21 protein-coding genes are annotated in these 20,801 nt (G+C 73.0%); 3 read left to right on the forward strand and 18 right to left on the reverse strand.

The window, feature by feature from the left end; translation table 11 throughout:
- Position 1 precedes the first annotated feature (1 nt).
- From B6G06_RS06705 to B6G06_RS06750, 10 genes are all read right to left on the reverse strand, one after another.
- Positions 2-817, reverse strand: coding sequence for a F0F1 ATP synthase subunit delta (locus B6G06_RS06705; protein ID WP_081171649.1), 816 nt, complete (start codon positions 815-817; stop codon positions 2-4).
- A complete protein-coding gene (locus tag B6G06_RS06710) occupies positions 814-1,416 on the reverse strand; it encodes a F0F1 ATP synthase subunit B (protein WP_080461863.1) in 603 nt (200 codons plus the stop codon). Before B6G06_RS06710 ends, B6G06_RS06705 begins: the two co-directional genes overlap by 4 nt.
- Before the next feature lie 18 nt (positions 1,417-1,434).
- A complete protein-coding gene (atpE, locus tag B6G06_RS06715) occupies positions 1,435-1,638 on the reverse strand; it encodes an ATP synthase F0 subunit C (protein WP_073451362.1) in 204 nt (67 codons plus the stop codon).
- Positions 1,639-1,750: 112 nt separating this feature from the next.
- Positions 1,751-2,560 carry a F0F1 ATP synthase subunit A gene (atpB, locus tag B6G06_RS06720; protein ID WP_080461864.1) on the reverse strand — a complete coding sequence of 270 codons (810 nt, stop codon included), beginning with the start codon at positions 2,558-2,560 and terminating at the stop codon, positions 1,751-1,753.
- A gap of 203 nt (positions 2,561-2,763) precedes the next feature.
- Entirely contained in the window at positions 2,764-3,297 is a 534-nt protein-coding gene (locus B6G06_RS06725) for a hypothetical protein (RefSeq protein ID WP_229657883.1), read from the reverse strand.
- Positions 3,294-4,523, reverse strand: a complete 1,230-nt coding sequence (locus B6G06_RS06730; protein WP_080461865.1) for an MraY family glycosyltransferase — start codon at positions 4,521-4,523, stop codon at positions 3,294-3,296. The genes B6G06_RS06725 and B6G06_RS06730 overlap by 4 nt, the downstream gene beginning before the upstream one ends.
- Positions 4,520-5,302, reverse strand: coding sequence for an L-threonylcarbamoyladenylate synthase (locus B6G06_RS06735; protein ID WP_240494031.1), 783 nt, complete (start codon positions 5,300-5,302; stop codon positions 4,520-4,522). The genes B6G06_RS06730 and B6G06_RS06735 overlap by 4 nt, the downstream gene beginning before the upstream one ends.
- 64 nt (positions 5,303-5,366) lie before the next feature.
- A complete protein-coding gene (locus B6G06_RS06740; RefSeq protein WP_081171651.1) occupies positions 5,367-6,593 on the reverse strand; it encodes a sialidase family protein in 1,227 nt (408 codons plus the stop codon).
- Between the two features lie 17 nt (positions 6,594-6,610).
- Entirely contained in the window at positions 6,611-7,339 is a 729-nt protein-coding gene (locus tag B6G06_RS06745; protein WP_229657881.1) for a LuxR C-terminal-related transcriptional regulator, read from the reverse strand.
- Positions 7,336-8,820 (reverse strand): ATP-binding protein, encoded by a 1,485-nt coding sequence (locus B6G06_RS06750; RefSeq protein ID WP_240494032.1) that lies wholly within the window; start codon positions 8,818-8,820, stop codon positions 7,336-7,338. Before B6G06_RS06750 ends, B6G06_RS06745 begins: the two co-directional genes overlap by 4 nt.
- 136 nt (positions 8,821-8,956) lie before the next feature.
- On the opposite strand from B6G06_RS06750, the gene B6G06_RS10245 reads away from it, so the two are divergent.
- Positions 8,957-10,564 (forward strand): PspC domain-containing protein, encoded by a 1,608-nt coding sequence (locus tag B6G06_RS10245; protein ID WP_164505206.1) that lies wholly within the window; start codon positions 8,957-8,959, stop codon positions 10,562-10,564.
- A gap of 21 nt (positions 10,565-10,585) precedes the next feature.
- Positions 10,586-11,254: a hypothetical protein gene (locus B6G06_RS06760; RefSeq protein ID WP_080461868.1), complete on the forward strand. Its 669-nt coding sequence runs from the start codon at positions 10,586-10,588 to the stop codon at positions 11,252-11,254.
- A 79-nt stretch (positions 11,255-11,333) separates the two neighbouring features.
- On the opposite strand, the gene B6G06_RS06765 is transcribed toward B6G06_RS06760, so the two are convergent.
- From B6G06_RS06765 to guaA, 6 genes are all read right to left on the reverse strand, one after another.
- The gene (locus B6G06_RS06765) at positions 11,334-11,912 is read right to left on the reverse strand and encodes a DJ-1 family glyoxalase III (RefSeq protein WP_080461869.1); all 579 of its coding nucleotides are present in this window, start codon (positions 11,910-11,912) and stop codon (positions 11,334-11,336) included.
- Positions 11,913-12,005: 93 nt separating this feature from the next.
- Positions 12,006-12,809, reverse strand: a complete 804-nt coding sequence (locus B6G06_RS06770) for an alpha/beta hydrolase family protein (protein WP_081171655.1) — start codon at positions 12,807-12,809, stop codon at positions 12,006-12,008.
- 53 nt (positions 12,810-12,862) lie between these two features.
- Complete coding sequence (locus B6G06_RS06775; protein WP_081171657.1) at positions 12,863-13,642, reverse strand: carboxymuconolactone decarboxylase family protein; 780 nt, start codon at positions 13,640-13,642, stop codon at positions 12,863-12,865.
- 50 nt (positions 13,643-13,692) lie between these two features.
- Positions 13,693-14,706, reverse strand: a complete 1,014-nt coding sequence (locus B6G06_RS06780) for an aldo/keto reductase (protein ID WP_081171659.1) — start codon at positions 14,704-14,706, stop codon at positions 13,693-13,695.
- Between the two features lie 370 nt (positions 14,707-15,076).
- Positions 15,077-15,637 (reverse strand): NAD(P)H-dependent oxidoreductase, encoded by a 561-nt coding sequence (locus tag B6G06_RS06785; RefSeq protein WP_081171661.1) that lies wholly within the window; start codon positions 15,635-15,637, stop codon positions 15,077-15,079.
- Between the two features lie 434 nt (positions 15,638-16,071).
- Positions 16,072-17,658: a glutamine-hydrolyzing GMP synthase gene (gene guaA, locus B6G06_RS06790; protein WP_125898958.1), complete on the reverse strand. Its 1,587-nt coding sequence runs from the start codon at positions 17,656-17,658 to the stop codon at positions 16,072-16,074.
- Between the two features lie 266 nt (positions 17,659-17,924).
- Between guaA and B6G06_RS06795 the strand changes: the two genes are divergently transcribed.
- Positions 17,925-18,188 carry a hypothetical protein gene (locus B6G06_RS06795; RefSeq protein ID WP_080461874.1) on the forward strand — a complete coding sequence of 88 codons (264 nt, stop codon included), beginning with the start codon at positions 17,925-17,927 and terminating at the stop codon, positions 18,186-18,188.
- Positions 18,189-18,294: 106 nt separating this feature from the next.
- Here the strand turns inward: B6G06_RS06795 and B6G06_RS06800 are convergent, their stop codons facing one another.
- Positions 18,295-19,449, reverse strand: a complete 1,155-nt coding sequence (locus B6G06_RS06800) for a zinc-binding dehydrogenase (RefSeq protein ID WP_081171666.1) — start codon at positions 19,447-19,449, stop codon at positions 18,295-18,297.
- A gap of 137 nt (positions 19,450-19,586) precedes the next feature.
- On the reverse strand, positions 19,587-20,753 hold the full coding sequence (locus B6G06_RS06805) for an MFS transporter (RefSeq protein WP_240494033.1): 1,167 nt from the start codon (positions 20,751-20,753) through the stop codon (positions 19,587-19,589).
- Positions 20,754-20,801 lie beyond the last annotated feature (48 nt).

The raw sequence follows: 20,801 nt of genomic DNA on the forward strand, positions 1-20,801 counted from the left end.
CTCATCCCGCGAGCTGGGCGCGCAGGTCGGCGACGGCGCTGCGCACGGTGTGGTCGATGATGTGGCTCTTGATGGCGATGCGCACCCCGCCGATGACGGCGGGGTCGATCGAGGTGTTGAGCTCGACCTCGGTGCCGAGCCGCTTGGTGAGGGTGGCCAGCAGCCGGGCCTCCTGCGCGCTGGTCATGGGGACTGCGGTGACGACGTCGGCGATGGTGCGGTGCTGGAGGGCCGCGGCGCGCTCGACGACGCGGCGCAGGTTGCGCCGGGGGCCGCCCTCGGCGTGGTGACGAACGCACCAGCGCACCAGGCTCATGGCGGGCGCGGACAGGTGCGGGCCGAAGACCTCGTCCGCCAGGCGCACCCGCTGCTCGGCGGTGGTGCGCCACGAGGGCTCCAGGGCCTCGCGCAGCTCGCGGTCCTGGCCGATGATCTGCGAGGCCTCGAAGACCTCCCGCTCGATGTCGGCCACGGTGCCATCGGCGTGGGCGCCGGCAAGGATCGCCTCGATGCCCAGGTCATGCAGGGCGGAGACGAGATCGACGGGCTTGGACCAGCGCCCGCGCGCCATGCCGCGCAGAAGCTCGACAACGCGCTCGTCGAGGCGGCCGGAGAAGAGCCGGGAGGCGAGTGCGGCCTTGTCCTCGCCGCTCCGCCCGGGGTCGGTCAGCGGCCCGCGCAGTGGGTGCGCGGCGATCTCGTGGGCCATGGCCAGGATCTGCTGACCCAACTCCTGGCCGTAGGCGCCCGCGTCGCGCAGGACGGGGGTCCATGCGGCGCGGGTGGCGGCGCGGGTCGCGGATGTGCCCTCGTTCACCGGAGCTCCTCCACGGAGGCGCCGCCGTCGACACCCGGGGACGCGGGGGCGGCCTCGAGCTCATCGAGGAAGCGATCGATGACGCGGCTGGACAGCTCGGTGTCCTTGAGCTGCTCGCCGACGATCCGCTCGGCGAGTGTGGAGGCCAGCAGGCCGACCTCCGTGCGCAGCGAGATCTGGGCGGCCTGGCGCTCGGCGAGGATCTGGCGCTGGGCGGCGTCAAGAGCCCTGCCCGCCTCCCCCTGGGCCTCGGCGCGGGCGGCGGCCACGATGGAGGCGGCCTCGCTCTGAGCCTTCTCCCGGATGGAGGCGGCCTCGCGGCGCGCCTCCTCCACGAGGCGGGCGGCCCGCTGCTCGGCGCCGGCCTGGTCCTTCTTGGCCCTGTCCGCGATGGCGAGGCCCTCCTCGATGCGCGCGGTGCGCTCGTCGAGGACCTTCGTGAAGCGGGGCAGGACGTACTTGATGAGCACCAGCGCCACGATGGCGAAGGAGATCGTGCCCCAGACCAGGTCATAGGTGTGGGGCAGGAGGAGGCTGTTCTCCTCCCCCGACGCCGTCTCCGAGGCCGCGGCGAGGGTGGTGATCATGACGGGGGCCATGGGGATGACCGTCGCCGATCAGAAGGCGAAGCCCGCGGCGAAGCCCAGCAGACCGAGGGCCTCGATGAGGGCCGCGCCGATGAACATATTGGTGCGCAGGGCCCCCGCGACCTCGGGCTGGCGAGCGGTGCCCTCCTGCGTCTTGCCGACGAGGATGCCGATGCCGATGCCGGGGCCGAGGGTGGCCAGGCCGAAGCCGATGGTGGCGATGGATCCGGTCATGTTGCTTCTCCTTGAGAGTCTGAACGAGGGTTCTCGTCATCCCCGGGTGGGCCCGGGTGGCTTGCTGGTGTTCGGGTCGTCGATGGGCGGGAGATAGTCGCTGCGGGAGCGATCAGTGGGTGTTGATCGAGGAGTCGATGTACACGGCGGTGAGCAGGGCGAAGATGTAGGCCTGGAGGGCTGCGACGAAGATTTCGAAGAGGACGAAGGCGATCGAGGCCCCGAAGGTGAGCGCCCCCAGGCCCTTGAGCGCCCCGGTGGCGTGGATGAACAGGGCGTTGGTCGCCGCGTAGCACAGCGCCAGGAGGAAGTGGCCCGAGACCATGTTGGCCAGGAGTCGTATGGTCAGGGTCACCGGCCGCATGACGAGGTTCGAGAAGAACTCGATGGGGATGATGAGGATCCACAGCGCCTTGGGCACGCCCCCGGGGAGCACCTGGGAGCGCAGGTATCCGAAGACGCCGTGGTTCTTGATCCCCGCGTAGGTGAAGGCGATGTAGGCGACGACGGCGAAGACGATCGGCATGCCGATGACGCTCGTGGCCGCGATATTGAGCCCGGGGATGACGCCGGAGATGTTGAGGAACAGCACGCCCAGGAAGATCGTGGTGATGATCGGGACGTAGGGCGCTGCCCGGCGCTTGCCGATGATCTCCTCGGCGATGTTGACGCGGGCGAAGTCGATGAGCATCTCGCAGGCGCCCTGGAAGCGCCCCGGCACGACGCGCGCCCGCGAGGCGCCGATCGCGAAGAGGAGCACGAGGACTCCGGTCATGATGAGGCGGATCATCATGATGCGGTTCATCTCGAAGGGCGTGCCGACGAAGGCGAAGCCCTCCGGGAAGAAGTCGGAGATCGACGGCGGCTCGAAACCCTCCCGCGAGGCGGGCGCGAGCGCGCTGGTCACGAGAGTCGCGCTCATTGGCACATGGCCTCCTCAAGGCAGTCCGGGGCGATCGATCAGGGCGAGGGCACCGGTGGCGCCCGCCCGGCGGGCGGCGTTCACCGGCATCGCGCCCACCACACTACTCCACGTCGCCCGGTGCGACGACAGTCATCTCGCATCGGCGGGGCGCAGCATGGCCGCCGAATTCCATGGGGGGCAGTCGCATCGGCGACGATGCCTCAGGGGCGGTCGCCCGCGCCGTCGGATCGCGGCGCCGCGGGATCGGCGCCCTCAGCGCACTCCGAGACCCCTGTGATCTCCGCGTTTCCTGTGATCCCTGCGATCTCGATGGTCAGGGCCCGCCCTCTCGCCAGGGTCACGACCTCCACGATGGTCACCACGATGAGGATGAGCGCCAGGGAGGCGAGGAACCATGGGCGGGAGAGCCCCTCCCGATGGGGCCCGGCCAGCAGGACCACTGCCGCCATGACGGCGATCTTGGCTGCGAAGGAGAGCATGACCCCGGCGGAGGCCATGAGGGGGAAGCGCTGCCACGGCACGAGCAGGGCGACGGCGGTGATGACGGTCAAGGCCAGGCCCGCGCCGGCGCCCCAGGCCGCACCGGCCAGGGCCCGGCCACCACCGGCCGCCCCGGCGGCGAGGCAGGCGGCGGCCAGCGCGGTGCCGATGACGCCGACCCGCCGCCCGGCTGCGCGGAAGGCCGCCTCGGAGGTCCGGGCGGTGGGTCGCCCCGCTCCATCGGGCGCGCTCACGGGCGCTCCCCTGCCGCGGGGACGGCGTCGGGGGCCTGGGACTCCTCGGCGGGGTCGGGGGTCGCATGGGGGTGGGGCAGCCTCCGGGGAGCCGCGGATCGGAGCGCTCGGGAGGCCTGGTGGCGGGCGCGCTTCCTGGCCCCGGGACCGACGCCGGGTATGAGGTCGGTGGTCAGGGCCAGCGCGATGACGACGGCGGCGAGGGCGCCGCAGGCCACGCGCGGCCAGGGCTGGATCGCGAGCGCCACAACGGAGAAGGATCCGATGGCGGCCCACAGGTACATGGTGAGGACGGCCTGACGATGCGAGTGCCCGCCCGCGAGGAGCCGGTGGTGCAGGTGGAGCTTGTCGGGGTGGAAGGGGCTCTTGCCCGCCAGGGTCCGGCGGGTGACGGCCATGAGCATGTCCGTCAGGGGGATCAGGAGGATCGCGACGGGCAGGATGAGGGGCAGGAACACGGGCACGGCCGAGGAACCGGTGATCGTGCCCGGGTCGATCTGGCCGGTGACGATGATCGTGCCCGCCGCGGAGACGAGTCCGAGCTGCATGGAGCCCGAGTCGCCCATGAAGATCGTGGCGGGGTGGAAGTTATGGGGCAGGAAGCCCAGGCATACGCCGATGAGGGCGGCCATGATGGTGGCGGCCAGCGAGGTGTAGGCCTGGGGGCTGGTGGCCCTGGTGAGGATGTAGACGTAGACGAAGAAGGCCGTAGCGCCGATCCCGATGATCCCCGCGGCCAGCCCGTCGAGCCCGTCGACGAAGTTGACGGCGTTGACGACCACGATGATGACCAGCACGGTGGCGGCCAGGGAGAGCCGGGAGGAGCCGATGGTCAGGCCCCCCACGGGGAAGGTGATGAGCTGGACCCCCATGAAGGCCATGACGCCGGCGGCGAGGATCTGGCCGGCGAGCTTCGTCATCCAGTCGAGCTCCCACAGGTCGTCGACGACGCCCAGGAGGCACACGAGTCCCGCGCCGATGACCACCGCCCCGGCACTGGCGTCGATCGTGCTGGAGAGGTAGGGGATGCGCGAGGCCACGGCGATGGCGGTGGCCAGGCCGACGAACATGGCGACGCCGCCGAGCCGGGGGATCGGCGCGGTGTGGACGTCCCGGTCCCGCACGGGGGTGAGCGCGTGGGAGACGAGGGCGATATGCCGTACGATCGGCACGGAGATGTAGGTGGCCGCAGCGGCGATGAGCAGGATGAGCAGGTAGACCCTCATGCGCGGCCCTCCCGCGCCGGCTCGGGCGCCGCGCTCGGGCCCGCCTGGGCGGCGAGCAGGGGCTCGAGGACCTCCTCGATCCGGCGGACCGGGATGAGGCCCTCGCGCAGGACACGGGGCCTGGTGGCGTTGTCGCCGGCCAGGGAGACGATGGTCGAGGGAACGGGGCCGGGCGTGGGCCCGCCATCGATGAGCAGGATGCTGGGCCGGCCGCCCTCGGCCGCGAGCGCGCCGGGGGCATCGGCGACCTGACCGGGGAAGGCCAGCCTCGCGCTGGCGGCATCGGTGGCCGGCGGCTCCCCCGTGCGGTTCGCACTGGTGACGGCCATGGGGCCGGTGGCGCGCAGGAGGGCCAGGGTCAGGGGATGGTCGGGCATGCGCACGGCGATGGTCCCGCCGGTCTCCCCCAGGTCCCAGGCCAGCGCCGGCGAAGCGGCGAGGACGAGGGTCAGGGCGCCGGGCCAGAGGGCGTCCATGAGGGCGAGGGCGGCGGGGGACGGATCGGCGACGACGCCGTCGAGCTGGTCGCGCCCCGCCACGAGGACGGGCGGGGGCATCCGGCGCCCGCGCCCCTTGGCGCCCAGGAGGCGCGCGACGGCGGTCGCGTCGGCGGCGGTGGTGCCGATGCCGTAGACCGTGTCGGTCGGGGTGATGACCAGGCCCCCGGCTCGGGCGCGAGCCGCCGCGGCGGCGATGATGTCCGCGCTCTCGCCGTGGTCACCGCCGTCGCCGTCGCGCTCGGGGGCGGAGGCGCCCATGGGGGAACTCGTCTGGGTCACGCCCCATATCCTCGCACGGATCGCGTGGCGGCTCAGGCGCTGCTCGCGGCCTGTCACGGGGCGATCATCGCACGTCGATGGCGAGGATCACCAGGCGCGTCGCGCCCTCGTCGGCACCGGGCTCCTCGGCGGCGACGAGGGCGCGCACCGGGCCCGGCCCGTTGGAGGCCCCCTGGGGGCGGGGCAGGATCACGAGGTCGGAGTAGCCGAAGGGCTCGCCGGGACCGGTCAGCCCCACCAGTGTCCGCCACTGGCCGTCGGTTCCCCGCATGGAGAGGCGCCCGGCGCACCGGACGACGGGGTCCGAGGAGTGGGACAGGAGGAGCGAGCCGTCGGGCAGACCTGCCATGCCTGCGTTGCAGCCTGGGTCGCTCAGGGCGGGGACCGCCTCGGGGCGAGTCCACGTCATGCCTCCGTCGACGCTCGTGGACTCCAGGCGGGTGCCGCCGTAGGCAGCGTCGCGCGCGCTCATGACGAGTAGGCCCCCGCCGGGGGCTGCTGGGGCGATGGCGTGCTCGTCGGTGCCGCTCGTGGCGGCGCCCCCGGCCAGGCTCGTTGCGGTGGCGTCGACCCGGGGGACAGGGGCGCCGAGGCGCCAGGAGGCGCCGTCGTCGGACAGGAGGCAGGCCGAGCGCAGGGGCCGCGAGCCGTCCTCGCGCGGGGCGAGGGCGACGACCACGGGCTGGACGAGGCCGGTCGGCGTGGCGATGCCGTGACCCGAGACTGGGAAGAGGACGGCGCCGTCGGGCCACTGAGCGCTGGGCAGGGCCGCGTCGGTGGCGTCGCGCCAGCGCCAGGTGGCGCCCTCGTCAGCCGAGACGGCGTGGAGGAGGCGCATGGTGCCGGGCTCGGGGGGCTCGCCGCGCCTCCAGGGGCGCTGGGGAGGGCGGGCGCCGAAGAGACCCGCGCCCGAGCTCGCCGCGGCCAGGAGGTGGAGGGCCCCGTCGGGGGCGGCGATGAGAGAGGGGTCCGAGACGCCCGTGATCCCGGGCAGGACGGCGGGGTCGGGGTCCAGCGGGACCGACTCGTCCCAGGTGGCGCCGCCGTCGGGGGAGCGGCGCAGGCGGAGGCGGTTGGGGTTGGGCAGGTCGTCGGGGAGGGCGCCGCCCGAGGACCGCCATGCGTCGCCGCCCGCGCGCGGGCGCAGGTCGTGGACGAGGAGGAGATCGCCGCCCGGGCGGGCGAGGAGCGCCGGGACGCGCAGGGATCCGGTGGGGGCGCCGTCGGCGCCGCGCGGTGCGGCCAGGACGGCCAGGCGCTCGACCCGGCCTGCGCGCCAGGGATGGGGCATGGGGTTCGGGGGTCCTCTCAGACGATCCGGTGGGCGGCGGCCCAGCGGGTGAGCTCGTTCCGGTTGGACAGCTGGAGCTTGCGCAGGACGGCGGAGACGTGGGTCTCCACGGTCTTGATGGAGATGAAGAGCTCGGAGGCGCACTCCTTGTAGGTGTAGCCGCGGGCGATGAGGCGCATGACCTCGCGCTCACGCGCGGAGAGACGGTCGAGCTCGGAGTCGGCGACGGCCACCTCCCCGGCCTGCGCGCCGAAGGCGTCGAGGACGAATCCGGCCAGGCGCGGTGAGAAGGCGGCGTCCCCGGCGGCCACGCGCCGAATCGCCATGGCGAGGTCGGTCGTGGAGATCGCCTTGGTGACGTAGCCGCGGGCGCCGGCGCGGATGACGGCGACGACGTCCTCGGCGGCGTCGGAGACGGATAGGGCTAGGAAGCGGGTCCCGGTGGCGTCGGCGCAGCTGGCGGCGACCTCCGCCCCTCCCCCGCCGTTGCCGCCGGGCAGGTGGACATCGAGGAGGACGACGTCGGGGGCGAGGGCTCGCACGGCGGCGATGGCGCCCTCGACGTCGTCGGCCTCGGCGATGACCTCGATGTCGGGGGCGTGGGCGGCCAGCTCGGAGCGCACTCCTGAGCGCACGAGGGCATGGTCGTCGACGACGAGGACCCGCAGGCGCGGGGAGGCCGGCGTCGCGGACGCGCGGGAGGAGTCGGATCGGCGCCCGTCCTCGGGCGGCTGAGCGTTGGTCATGACGGGCTCTCCTGGGTCGCGCGGGCGGGAAGCGCGAGCCTGACCTCGGTGCCGTTGTCGAGGCAGCGGATCCGCGCGGTTCCACCATATCGCTCCATCCTGGCGATGATGGACTCGCGCACGCCGTGGCGGTCGGACGGGGCGGCCTCAGGGTCGAAGCCGGGGCCGTGGTCGCGGATGAAGGCCTCGATGAGGTCCGCGGAGGCCTCCACGTAGAGGGAGACGGGGGGCTCCCCGTGGCGCACGGCGTTGGACAGGGCCTCGCGGCTGGCGGCGACGATGACCTCGGCGACGCGGTCCGGGGCGCGGTCCCCCACGCAGACGACATCGATGGGCACGCCGTGGAGGTCCTCGATCTCCCCGGCGAGGTCCCGGAAGGCGTCGGCCACGGAGGTACCGGCCTCGGGGCGGTCGGTGTAGAGCCAGGCCCGCAGCTCGCGCTCCTGGGAGCGGGCCAGGCGCGCCACTGTCTCGGGCTCGTCGGCGCGCTTGCGGATGAGGGTGAGGGTCTGCAGGACGGAATCGTGGAGGTGGGCGGCGATATCCGCGCGCTCGGCGGCGCGCGCCTCGGCGGTTCTCGTGGCGGCCAGGTCCCGGCTGATGCGCAGCCAGAAGGGGGCGAGGATCGTGGCGATGCCGAGGACGAGGGCGCCGCCGGTCAGGCCGCCCGTGAGCATGGCGCGCGGTGGAATGTCGGAGGCGAGCCACATGAGGATGCCGGTGGCGACCAGGACGAGTCCCGCCGCCAGGCGGGCGAGGGCCCAGCGGTCGCGGGGCTCGCTCGTGCCGTGGGCGCCGGTGACGGCGTCGAGCTGGGACCAGGCCAGGCCCGCGCCCGTGGCGATGATGAGCGCGGGGAGCGCCGTCCCGGCGCGCGGCAGGAGTCCGAAGCGCCAGAGCGCGAGCAGGATCGCCGCGGCGAGGAGGCCGACGGCGCCCTGGAGGGCGCGGTTGCCCTCACCGCCGGAGTCGCCGCGCAGCGAGCGCCAGGCGCGCGCCGCCCAATGCTCTCTCCCCGGGGCTGGCCACGGGGCCGGCACAGGGGCCTGACGCGGGGCGAGGCGGGAGCGATCGGCGGGCAGGGCGCCCGGGGACTGGGCGGCCTCGGCCCAGGGGTCGCCTGCGGGCACGAGTACCCACAGCGCCAGGTAGAGGACGGGACCGATCCCGGTCTGGACGCTCAGCAGGATGAAGGCGAGGCGGATGACGAAGGGATCGAGGCCCAGGTGGGCCCCGAGGCCCGCGGCGACGCCGCCGCCCCAGCGCCCGGAGCGCCGGCCGCTACCGGGGGCGAGGACGGGGCGGCGGCCCGGCCGGCGCAGTGGCAGCCGGGACGAGGCGGGGACCTGCGGCGCCCGGGCGCCCAGCAGGGTGCCCGGGCGCAGCGGCTGCGCGGCTCCCCGCCCGGGGGAGCTTCCCACCGAGGCGGGGGCGGCGGGGATCCCCCAGGATCCGGGGGAAGGGGTGCTCGTCGTGCTCACGGCGCCATCGTGGCACGGGGAGGAGCGCAGGGGGATGCCCGGAAGGGCGAACCAGGGGCGGCCCGGGAGCGTTTCAGGGGCCGCTCAGGGTGTCCCCCGATCGTCTCGCGGGGCGGGTCGCGGCCAGGATGGAGCCATGAGCACGACACCCCCTCCCTCAGAAACGCCCTCCTCCGATCCCCTCGGCGGGCAGGGGGCCCCCTTCTCGGGCGCCCCGCAGTCGGACCCGCAGGCAGGCCCCCAGCCCGGCCGCCCCTTCATGGCAGGCGTGTTCGACTCCCTGCGCCGCAGCGGGGTGGTGCGCACCGAGCGCCGTGTCGTCGGCGGCGTGTGCGGGGGGCTCGCCCAGCGCCTGGGCATCGATCTGATCCTCGTGCGGTGCGTCGTCGCCGTTGTCTGCCTCGCCCTGGGACTCGGCCTCCTCGCCTACGGTTTGGCCTGGGTCCTGCTCCCCGAGGAGCGCAATGGGCGCATCCACCTCCAGCAGGCCTTCAACGGCGATGTGAGCGCGGGATTCGTCGGTGCCCTGGTCTGCGTCATCAGCGGGCTGTCCCGCCCCGAGTGGGGCCTGGGCGACGGCGTGGTCCTCGGCGCTCCGGGCTGGGCGGGAGCGACCTGGGGCCTGCTCTGGACCGCCGGCGTCATCGGATCGATCATCTGGCTGGTCAGCTCGCGGCGCCAGCAGCGCGCAGGCCAGCCCCCACAGCCGGCCCGGCCGGTGGCCGACGGGGCATGGTCGGCTCCGGCCGGGCACCCCGGGGCGGGCTGGGGCGCTCCTCAGAGTTCCCCGGCCCCGGGAAGCGGAGCAGCGAGCGGCCCGACCTGGTCGGCTCCCGCCTTCGCTCGTCCCCGCCCGCCGCGCCGCCCGGGACCCGGGCGCAGGATGGGCTCCGTCATCGGAGGACTGCTGCTCCTCGCCATCGCGGGCGTGGCGCTGGCGAAGCGGCACCACATGCTGGACAGCCTCTCCTACTCCCACGCGCTCCTCATCGTCGGTTCGATGACGGCGCTCCTGGGCGCGGGTGTCCTCGTCTCCGGGCTGATCGGGCGCCGCGGCGGCTGGATGAGCGCGCTGGGGGCCATCGCCGTCCTCATCACCCTGCCCATGCTCGCCGCCAGTCCTTTCGCCGCCCATGGGCTGGACCGGCTCGTCGCCGACGACGTCCTCCTCGTCCCCTCCGATGAGCAACTCTCCAGCGATGACGTCGATCTGGGGACCTTCGGCGCCGGCGATACGGTCCTCGACCTGCGGGCTCTGGAACAGCGGCACGAAGGCGTCACGGCGCATGTGTCCATGGGTGCAGGGGACCTGAGGGTCTTGGTGGATCGCGATCAGCCGGTGAGGATCCGGACGCGGGTCGGCGCGGGCCAGGTCGACGTGCTCGGTGACCAGAAGTGGGCGGTTGAGGGCACCCAGGACGGGAACAGCATCCACACCGTCTGGCAGGGCTCTACCGACGAGTCGGGCACCGCAGCATCGATCGAGGGCGTGCACATCGACGCGGTCCTGACCCCCAAGGGCACCGACTCCGACGTTCTGACCATCGACGTGAGCCTCGGCGCCGGGGATGTCACGATCGAGGAGTCCTCCCGCGCCTGGACTGCCTCCTCCCCCACGGCCTCCCCCAGCACGACGGCGGGCGCCTCGCCCTCCGCCTCCCCATCGCCGGTCCTGAGCCCCACGGCGTCCGCTTCCGCCAAGCCCTCGGGCTCAGTAGTCCCGAGCCCCACCCCCACGCACTGACCTCACAGAGACGAGACAGCCATGAGCAGCAGCACGAACAGCAGTCCGACGAGCCCGGACGAGGCCGCCGGAACGGGACTTCAGGCCGACGGCGCCCCCACCGAGTCGTTCACGGAGCCACTGGCACCCACCGATGCCTTCCCCGTCGTCGAGCCCCCCGCGGCGAGCCTCGCCGCCGTCGAGCCGGCCACCGAGCCGCTTAGCGCCACCAACCCGGCCACTGAGCCACTCGACGCGAGCCCCGCCATCCCGGGCGCGCCCGATGGCGCCGTATGGTCGGCCTCCTCCGTGCGCGGCGGGATGCGCGGGGCCAGTGCCAGTGCCACTGATCCCGCCGAGGCCGGTCCCGGCACGCCTGGGATCGGCGCGACCACTACCACCCCTGGGACCGCGAGCGCGACAGGCGCTTCAGGCCAGCCGGGGGCCACGAGCGCCCGTCCGCAGACCGGCCGGACCTTCGATACACGGCACGGCTGGCGCGCGGAGGAGCCCGTGCCGTGGAGGCGCGCCAGCACGGGGACGATCATCTGGGGGATACTGCTCCTGGCCCTGGGGGGCCTGACCATCGCGGCGGGCGTCGGGCTGCGCGTCGACCTGCAGCTCGCGACCATCGGGGTCCTGGGCGTCCTGGGCGTCGTCCTGCTGATCCTGGCGATCCTGCCGCATCGAGACCGGATGGGGCGCCCCTGACCAGCGACGATCTCCAGCATTCACAGTAACGGCCCCCGGCCGCCCTGCTCCAGGGCGGCCGGGGGCTGTCGGCACGCGCTCAGCGCTGGAGGACGACGGCGCCCGCCACGGCCTCGGCAGCGGCGTCGCCCAGGTAGTGCCGGACGATCTCGATGCCGAGCTCGGCGGCGGTGGCCATACCCCGGCTGGTGAGGATGGCGCCGTCAACGACGACGCTGTCCTGGCTCGTGATCGCGCCATGCTCCTCCAGCACGTGCATGAAGCCGGGGTTGGAGGTGGCGCGGCGCCCCTCGAGCAGGCCCAGTTCTGCGAGGATCGAGGGGGCGGCGCAGATCGCGGCCACCGGGCGCCCGGCGCGCACGCGCTCGGTGACGGCCTCGGTGACGACCCGGCTGGCCTTGAGGTTGGGGGCACCGGGGATCCCGCCGGGCAGGAAGAGGAGGTCGTAATCGTCCAGGTCGGTTTCGGCAAGCGTCTTCGCGCAGGTCAGGACGATCTCATGGGAGGAGACAACGGTGCGCTCCTCGGCGACGGCGATCATGTCGCAGGGTATGCCGGCGCGGTAGAGCACATCGACGACGGCGAGGGCCTCGACCTCCTCCAATCCCGGTGCGATGAGGGCTGCCACCCGCTTATCGGTCTTCGCCTCGAATGCCATGGCGCTGTCCTTCCCGCGCGCGGCGCGCGCTCGACTGTCCGGCTGCGGCTCCCGCGCCGCGCCTCCAGGCTACTCCGACGGGCGGGCCCGGGCTCAGTCGTCGAGGATCCCGTTCCAGGCCAGGAAGGAGGCGCTGGCGGTCACGGCGGTCTCCCAGCGATCGTCGCCGAAGCCGTGGCCGGCGCCGGGGATAACGCGCAGCTCGGCGTCGCGCAACTCGCGCTCGGCGCGCTGGGAGAGCGCCAGGGGGACGGACTCGTCGCGATCCCCGTGGACGAGGAGGATGGGGCGCGGGAAGCGGGCGAGCTCGGTGACGGCGTCGATGCCCCAGGCGTCGCGGGCGTAAGCCCTGGATAGACGGCTGCCCCTGTGCTCGAAGCGATCGGGGACCTCGGTCGGGCTCCGGAAGCGGGCGCGCAGGCCGGCGCCGGGCTGGAGCGCCGGGTACCACAGGACGAGCGCGCCGATCTGCGTGGGGCGCCGGGCGGCCGCGAGCGCGGCCACGGCCCCGCCCAGGGAGAGCCCGAGCAGGGCGATGCGGGAGGAGTCGGCCTCGGGCCAGGCGCTCGCTGCGTCGATGACGGCGAGCAGGTCGGCGAGCTCGGTCAGCGGGGTCATCGCCAGGGGGTCGCCGCCGTTGTCGCTCCCGCCGCCGCCCCGGAAGTCGGGGCAGGCGGCGATGGCGCCCGCGGCGGCCAGGCGCCGGGCGATGGGGGCCACGCGCATCCAGGAGCCGTCCATGCCGTGGCAGCACACGACGAGCGGGTGGGGGCCGGGCAGGATCCGCCCGCTGGGCCCGGCGGGCAGGTAGGCGGCGCCGCCGAGCCGCTGCCCGTCCACGACCAGCTCCAGGGCGCGGGTGGCGAGGACGGTGGGATTCGGGGATGCCGGGGTCACCGGCCCATCCTAGTGCCGCGCTGGGGAGCCCCGCCCCCTGCTCCGGCCGCGCCTCAGCGGTAGGCCTCGTGGGAAGCGCTCTCGTCGTAGCCGGCGACGAGGACGAGCGCGGACAAGGCCCGAGGGCCCCCGACGTAGGGCAGGGCCTGGACGAGCGCGGCGGTCACGCGCTCAAGGCTGTTGCCCGCGCGCACAGCGCCGGCGATGTGGGCGCCCAGTTGGGCGGTGGCCCCGATCGCGGTGATCGCCACGAGGCTGATGATCTCCCGCTCGGCGATGGTCAGGACTCCGCGGCTGTAGTAATCGCCGAAGCAGGCGGTCGTCACGAGCTCGGGGGCCACGGCGTCGAAGGGCGCGGGCAGGGAGGCGAGGACCTCCTTGATCTCAGTGCCGTAGAGCGGCTCCTGAATGGCGGCGCCGGCTGAGTGGCGTCCTTGGGCGTCGTCGGGAGCGACGGTGGCGGCGCCGGGCAGGGGCAGCTCGACGCTTTGCTCGGCGAGCACCTCATCGAGGGCTGCGACGGCGTTGAGGGCACGCGGATAGCCGATGTAAGGGGCGCACTGGTAGAGCGCCTCGCGCAGTTGCAGCGGGGTAGCGCCGGCATTGAGCGCGGCGGCGGAGTGGGCGCGCAACTGCGGGAGGGCCTGGAGGCAGCCGAGGACCGCGACGGTGATGATCTCGCGCTCGACGTCGGTGAGGACCCCGGTGGAGAAGACCTCGCCGAAGATCTGGTTCTGGAGGATCTCGTAGAGCTCCGGGTCGGTGGGGTGCGGCTTGGCCGGGACGCCGAAGAGGCGGGTGAACGTCTCTTGGGCCTGCGGTGCGAGTGCCATGGTGGTGATCCTCCTGGGGCGATGGGCGGTCAAGAGCTGCGGGGGATGGCTCAGGCCCGCGTCGTCGTCGAGCCCGGGGTGGGCCGCTCCCCCGGCCGCTGCAGGGCGCCGACGACGTCGTGGGCGACATAGGGCTCCTCCAGGAAGGCGATCTCCTCGTCGGTCAGGGTCAGGTCAAGAGCGCGGACGGCGTCATCGACGCGGCTGGGGCGCGAGCAGCCGACGATGGGGGCGGCTACGCCCTTGGCCCAGTGCCAGGCCAGGGCGACGTCGGCCATGGGCGCCTCGTGGCGGCGCGCGACCTCGGCGACGCGCTCGATGATCGGCATGTCGAGCTGGCGGTCACGGTCGTACTTGGCGCGCATGGTACCGTCGGTGGTCGAGCGCGTGGAATCGGAGTCCCAGGTCGGCCGGGTCAGGTGCCCCGAGGCGAGCGGGCTGTAGGGGGTCAGCGACATGCCGAACTGCTGGGCCACGGGGATGAGGTCGCGCTCGTCCTCGCGGTAGAGCAGGTTGTAGTGGTTCTGCATGCTGGCGAAGCGGGTCCAGCCGTTCTGCTCGGCGACGACCTGCATGTTGTGCAGCTGGTAGCCGTACATGGCGCTGGCGCCCAGGGCCCTGACCTTGCCGGCGCGCACGAGCCGGTCGAGGGCCTCCATCGTCTCCTCGATCGGGGTGGCGTAGTCGAAGCGATGGATGATGTAGAGGTCGAGGTAGTCGGTGCCCAGGCGCTCCAGGGTCCCGGCGATCTCCCGCTCGATGGCTTCAGCGCTCAAGTGGCCCTCGTTGAAGTAGACCTTGGAGGCCAGGACGACGTCCTCGCGCTTGACGCCGAGGTTCTTCAGGGCCCGGCCGATGTACTCCTCGCTCGTGCCGTGGGCGTAGACGTTGGCGGTGTCGATGAAGTTGACGCCGAGCTCGAGGGCCCGGGCGATGACGGCCTGGGTCGAGGGCTGGTCGATGACCCACTGGTGGAAGTCGGGGAAGACCTTGCCGAAGCTCATGCCTCCCAGGCACAGACGGGAGATCGTGATGTCGGTGGTTCCAAGCGTCGTGCGCTCCATGGTGTTCTCCTCCTGCGAGCCAGCTGCAGTCCCGATTCGTCGCCCCGGCGGTGGGGCGCTCTCGTCCCTAACATTCCCCCATGCCAGGCCTCAGTGCCAGGCCCTGCCAGGCCCCCTCGGCCGTGACTTGCGAATGAGCGCTACTTCCTCCAGCGTCGCAGATGGGGAGGAACAGCGGCCATGTATGGAGAGACCCATGTAGGAGACCGCCTCACCCGCGGTGATGGGGATGTGGACGTGGTTGTGGACGTGCGGCGGGGTTGTGGGCGCATCCCGGGGGCGCGTCGGCAACCCCGCCGCACGTCCACAACCCCGGGGCGCGTCCTCGATGGCCCCCGGGGCGCGTCGAAGCCGCCGGCGCGGACGCGCTTCAGAGCCCTTCGACGAGGGCGATGACGCGCTCGGCGTGCTCGGCGGCGCGGTCCTTGATGGAGGCCAGCGCGTCCGGGTCGGTGCGGGACTGGTAGGAGACGCCGTCGGTCCAGATCGTGCCGACGATCTCCATGCCGACCAGCCGACAGGTGGCCTCGATCGGGGCGCACAGCTCCTCGATCGTGTGCCCCGTGACACCGTCGGGGGCGTAGGCGGGCCCGGGTGCGCCGGTGGTCAGCGAGATGATGAGTCTCTTGCCGCGCAGGCGGTCCCCTGTGGAGCCGTGGCTCCAGCCGTGGACGAAGACCTGCTCCACCCAGCGCTGCAGCAGTGAGGGCATGGAGTACCAGAAGACCGGGAACTGGAGGACGACGACATCGGCCGCCTCGAGCTTGGCCTGCTCGGAGGCCGCGTCGATGCGGAAGTCCTCGCCGTAGAGGTCGGCGAGGGGAACGACGACGGCGCCCGGCATCCGGTCGGAGAGCTCGTCGAGGATGGTGGCGTTGGCGACAGAGCCCCCCTGGCCGGTGTGGCCGGAGACGATGAGGACTCGGGGCATGGTTCCTCCTTGGTGGGGCGCTGGCGAGCACGAGGTTGGAGCGTCTGTCCGCAGAATAGCGAACCGCGTCCCAGGCACGGCGTTCTCAACCACGGCTGGAGGCCGAAGAGCATCGGCCGCGGCACGCGCGCCCCCTCGGTGGGGAGGCGCGCGCTTCAAGACATCTTGACGAGCACCTTCTTCGAGCAGATGCCGAGGACGCCAATTCCAGCATCGCAGTGGCCTGGGACCATGTCCAGCAGCCGCTCCGATGACACCAGTCATCGGCCTTGACCGGGCGGCACAGCACGATGGCGCGATCGGACATGAGATGCTGGCTGACGACGAGAGGCCGGGTTCGGGGGCGCCCATGGGAAGCCCCGACCACCATCCGAGCACGACGGCGGCCGACGCCTCCTACGAGCGCGCCGGCCGCCGTCATGCCTGGGAGCGCCTCACTCCCACTCGATGGTGGCGGGGGGCTTGCTGGTCACATCCAGCACCACCCGGTTGACCTCGGGCACGGCGTTGGTGATGCGCGTGGAGATGCGGGCGAGGATGTCGTAGGGCAGGCGCGTCCAGTCCGCCGTCATGGCGTCCTCGCTGCTCACGGGGCGCAGCACCACGGGGTGGCCGTAGGTGCGCCCGTCTCCCTGGACGCCCACCGAGCGCACGTCGGCGAGCAGGACCACCGGGCACTGCCAGATCTCGCCGTCGAGCCCGGCGGCGCTGAGCTCCTCACGAGCGATGGCGTCGGCGGCGCGCAGCACGCGCAGATTCTCGGCCGTCACCTCCCCGATGACGCGAATGCCCAGACCCGGGCCCGGGAAGGGCTGGCGGGAGACGATCTTCTCGGGCACGCCCAGCTCACGGCCGATGGCGCGCACCTCGTCCTTGAACAGCTCGCGCAGCGGCTCGATGAGCTCGAAGTCGAGGTCCTCGGGCAGGCCGCCGACGTTGTGGTGGCTCTTGATGTTGGCGGTGCCCTCGCCGCCGCCGGACTCAACGACGTCGGGGTAGAGCGTGCCCTGGACGAGGAAGCGGATCTCGCCGCCGGCGGCGCCCACCTCCTCCACGACACGGCGCTGGGCGGCCTCGAAGGAGCGGATGAACTCGCGCCCGATGATCTTGCGCTTGGCCTCCGGCTCAGTGACGCCGGCAAGGGCGTCGAGGAAGCGGTCGGTCTCATCGACGGTGATGACGCGGATGCCCATGCCCTCGGCGTAGTCGCGCTCGACCTGCTCGCGCTCCCCGTCACGCAGCAGGCCGTGGTCGACGAAGATGCACGTCAGCTGGTCGCCGACGGCGCGGTGGACGAGGGCGGCAGCCACCGAGGAGTCCACTCCCCCGCTCAACCCGCAGATGACGTGGGCGCCGCCCACCTGCGCGCGGATCCGGGCCACCTGCTCGTCGATGATGCTGTCCGGGGTCCAGGTGCCGGGGATCCCGGCGCCCACATGGAGGAAGTTGGCCAGGGCGGCCTGTCCGTGCTCGGAGTGGAGCACCTCGGGGTGCCACTGGAGGCCGAAGAGGCGACGGCCTCGATCCTCGAAGGCGGCGACGGGCGTCTGCGCCGTGGAGGCGGTGACGGCGAAGCCCTCGGGGGCCGCCTGGACGGCGTCACCGTGGCTCATCCACACTGCTTGCTCGGCGGGGGTGCCGGCGAAGAGGCAGGACTCGGGGGCCACGGTGGCCGGGGTGTGCCCGTACTCGCGGGTGCCGGTGCGGCCCACCGCCCCGCCGAGAGCCTGCGCCATGGTCTGGAAGCCGTAGCAGATGCCGAGGACCGGCACCCCGACATCGAAGATCGCGGGGTCGATGGAAGGCGCGCCCTCCTCGTAGACCGACGACGGCCCGCCGGAGAGGATGATCGCCGCGGGGCGCTTGGCGAGCATGGCCTCCACGGGCATCGTGTGCGGCACGATCTCGGAGTAGACGGAGGCCTCGCGGACGCGGCGGGCGATGAGCTGGGCGTACTGGGCGCCGAAGTCGACGACGAGGACGGGGCCGGTGGTGCCCGCAGGCGCCTCGGGGGCCGCGATAGCGATCGCCTGGGCGGTGGAGTGGGTGGTCACCGGGCCAGGATAGCCGCCCGGCGACCGGTGGCACCCATCACACGATCGACATCACATGCGGTTGTCTAGACAATTGGCGGAGGAGAGCCCTAGATTATCGACCAGCGGGGGAGCCGATCCCCCACCCCGGGGCAACCCGGATGCACAAGGACCGTGCAGGGACGCACGGCCCGAAGGCCGATGAGGACCCCTGCGCGACACACAGACAGACCGCACAGTCGGAAGGCATCATCATGACCACCACCCTCGAGCGCGCCGCCGAGTCCACCGCGACCGCCGCCCAGACCCGGACCACCCCCGCCGCCACCCAGACGGCCGCGGAGGCCGACCGCCTGACCTTCGCCATCGCCATCATCGCCGTGGCCACCACGATCCTGCTCATGGCCGCCATCGGCGCCATCACCGCCACCCCGGCGATCCTCTTCGTCTCGGCCGCCCTGGGCCTCATCACCGCCGTGGTGGGCGTCTACACCAGCGTCAACCTGCTCGCCCGCTGAGGCCGAGCCTCCCGACCGACCGGATCCCCCGGCGCCTCACCGGCGCCGGGGGATCCGCGTTCTCCGGGCCGACCACTCGTCCCGGTCGGCGGCCCCGAGCACGGCCCTACAGGGACATGTCGACGACGGCGCGTCCCTGGATCCGGCGGTTGCGCAGCGCCTCGTAGCCGGCCCCGGCCTCCTGCAGGGGGAAGCACTGGGACACCACGTCCTTGTAGTTGATGACGCCGCGCGCCGCGAGGTCGACGACGGCGGGCAGGTCCTGGCGGGTCCGCGCACCGTAGGAGCCCAGGATCCTCTGACTGCGGCGCACGGTGCGGTTGATCTCGACACCCGCGGTCTGCACGCCGGCGCCCAGGCCGATCGGCACCATGCGGCCGCCGTCGGCCAGCACATCGAGGGCGGTGGTCCAGGTGGCGGGGATGCCCAGGGCCTCGAAGGCGACATCGACGCCCTTGCCCCCGGTCAGCTTGAGGACCTCCTCGCGGGCGTCGTGAGTCGCAGCGTTGACCACGGCGGTGGCGCCGTAACCCACCATGGGGGCGAGCTTGTCGTCGGAGACGTCGATGGCGATGACCTGACTGGCCCCGAAAGCGCGGGCGATCTGCACGATGTTCGTGCCCACTCCCCCGGTGGCGACGACGGCGACCGTCTCCCCGAAGCGCAGGTCCGCACCGCGGCGCACGGCGCCGTAGCCGGTCATCGCGGCGCAGCCGAGGATGGCGGCGGGCACCATGTCGATCGAGTCGGGCACAACGGCCACGGATGTGGACGGGACGACGGCGTACTCGGCGAGGCCGCCCATGGAGTACATGGCGACGCTCTCGCCCTCCGGGGTGGCCAGCCGGGTGGCGCCGTCGTAGAGGACGCCCTTCAAGCGGTTGAGCTCGAAGAAGGGGCCGCACAGCTCGTCACGCCCCTCGGCGCAGGCATCGCACTGCCCGCAGGGCATGAGGAAGCCCCCGGCCACGTTCTGCCCGACGGCCAGGCCGGTGTGCTCGTTGCCGGGGCCGACCTCGACGATGGTGCCGGTGACCTCGTGGCCGAGGACGGCGGGCAGGGGGAAGGCGATGGCGCCGCCGATGACGTGGAGATCGGAGTGGCACAGGCCGCAGGCGGCGACCTTGATGAGGACCTCGCCGGCCTTGGGCCGGGGGGTGCGCAGGGTCTCGACCTCGAGGCCTTTGGCGGTGTCGCGCAGGACGGCCGCACGCATGGTATCGGGGATGTCGGGGTTCTGGACTGCGTCGTTGCTGGTCATGACCGCAAACCTCTTTCGGTGGTGGCAGGCCCGCCACGCGATGGCCGGCCTCGTTGACATGCACCTCAGCCTACCCTATTTGTCCGGACATTTATCGAGGGACTATTGGCCCGAGCCCCCGGCATTCCGGGACCGCCTCATCCCGCGCCGACACTGCGGGGCAGGCGCAGAAGGACGACGACGAGTACCACGGCCTCGAAGCCGAGCAGCGCGTACGCGGCCGTCACCGCGCCGAGTTCCTGGACAATGATGATCGGCACGAGGATGGTCGCGAACCGCGCGATCGACTCCCCCAGCGCACAGGCGCGCCGCTGCGCGGCGACGAGCCACGGCGGCACCCTGGGGTCGATGGCCCCCCGGCAGGCCGGCTCGAGACCGATCCACTGCGCGGCGACGAGCCCGAGCAGCCCCAGCGTCGTCCCAGCGCCCCGTCCCGCCCCCAGGGGCGCCGAGGCGCCGGCGACGAGGGCGGTGGCCGCCAGGATCGTCAGGGCGACGCCGAGGACGATCCTGGCGAATCGCAGCCCGTCCACCCTCAGGACGAGGAGCAGCGCCAGGGCGGAGACGGCGATCCAGCCGACGGCCAGGGCGAGGGTCCATGCCGTGGGAACCGCGTTCGCGCCTACGGCGTCGGCCACCATGCGCAGCCCCAGCACCAGCGCCGCGGCGCCCAGCGGGGCCTCGCGCGCCAGCACGAGGACGAAACCGGTCAGCACGGCGGCGCGCACCTGGGGAACGCGCAGGTCCGCGCCGGTGAGGGGCTGCTGCTCGGCGAGCATCTCGGCGTCGAGGCGCGCCCAGTCGATCGCGACAGCGGCCTCGAGAGGACCGTGAAGCTCTTTGAGAGCGGCCACGGATCGGTCGAGGCGCCCGTGAGCGGCGTTCCACACAGGCGATTCCGGCAGGCCGGCGGCCAGGAGCGCATGGACCGCCCCCAGGCCCAGGACGAGGAGCCAGGCGGTCATGATCGCATCCGGCGACCACCGGGAGATGAGGGCGCTGGCCGCCGCTCCGGCGGGGATGAGGGCGAGGGCCTGCGGAGTGAGGCGGCGGTGCCCCCGCAGGGACAGCTCGTGGGCGATCTGGGGCAGGACGAGCAGGAGGGCCCCCGCGCCCAGTCCCACGACGGCGGCGCCCGCGAGCGGCCAGGGCCCGGGCAGGAGGGCGGCCCCCAGAGCCGCGGGGGCGACGAGCACCCCGGCGGCGAGGTTGACCGGCCTGCGCCCCAGGTAGTCGCTCGGCCAGCGGGCGACGAGGGCGCCCAGGGCCATCCCCAGGCCGAGCGCGATGACGAGCGCGGGCACGCCCTCGGCGCGGGCGCCCAGGCTGATGGCGATGACGCCGTGGACGGC

This window comes from Actinomyces gaoshouyii (assembly GCF_002076915.1).
GTDB lineage: Bacteria > Actinomycetota > Actinomycetes > Actinomycetales > Actinomycetaceae > Actinomyces > Actinomyces gaoshouyii.

Coding starts and splice junctions, on each gene's coding strand:
- B6G06_RS06710 (WP_080461863.1), bottom strand. CDS start 1,416: ATGGCCCCCGTCATGATCACCACCCTCGCCGCGGCCTCGGAGACGGCG.
- atpE (WP_073451362.1), bottom strand. CDS start 1,638: ATGACCGGATCCATCGCCACCATCGGCTTCGGCCTGGCCACCCTCGGC.
- atpB (WP_080461864.1), bottom strand. CDS start 2,560: ATGAGCGCGACTCTCGTGACCAGCGCGCTCGCGCCCGCCTCGCGGGAG.
- B6G06_RS06730 (WP_080461865.1), bottom strand. CDS start 4,523: ATGAGGGTCTACCTGCTCATCCTGCTCATCGCCGCTGCGGCCACCTAC.
- B6G06_RS06740 (WP_081171651.1), bottom strand. CDS start 6,593: ATGCCCCATCCCTGGCGCGCAGGCCGGGTCGAGCGCCTGGCCGTCCTG.
- B6G06_RS06745 (WP_229657881.1), bottom strand. CDS start 7,339: ATGACCAACGCTCAGCCGCCCGAGGACGGGCGCCGATCCGACTCCTCC.
- B6G06_RS10245 (WP_164505206.1), top strand. CDS start 8,957: ATGAGCACGACACCCCCTCCCTCAGAAACGCCCTCCTCCGATCCCCTC.
- B6G06_RS06760 (WP_080461868.1), top strand. CDS start 10,586: ATGAGCAGCAGCACGAACAGCAGTCCGACGAGCCCGGACGAGGCCGCC.
- B6G06_RS06765 (WP_080461869.1), bottom strand. CDS start 11,912: ATGGCATTCGAGGCGAAGACCGATAAGCGGGTGGCAGCCCTCATCGCA.
- B6G06_RS06775 (WP_081171657.1), bottom strand. CDS start 13,642: ATGGCACTCGCACCGCAGGCCCAAGAGACGTTCACCCGCCTCTTCGGC.
- B6G06_RS06780 (WP_081171659.1), bottom strand. CDS start 14,706: ATGGAGCGCACGACGCTTGGAACCACCGACATCACGATCTCCCGTCTG.
- B6G06_RS06785 (WP_081171661.1), bottom strand. CDS start 15,637: ATGCCCCGAGTCCTCATCGTCTCCGGCCACACCGGCCAGGGGGGCTCT.
- B6G06_RS06795 (WP_080461874.1), top strand. CDS start 17,925: ATGACCACCACCCTCGAGCGCGCCGCCGAGTCCACCGCGACCGCCGCC.
- B6G06_RS06800 (WP_081171666.1), bottom strand. CDS start 19,449: ATGACCAGCAACGACGCAGTCCAGAACCCCGACATCCCCGATACCATG.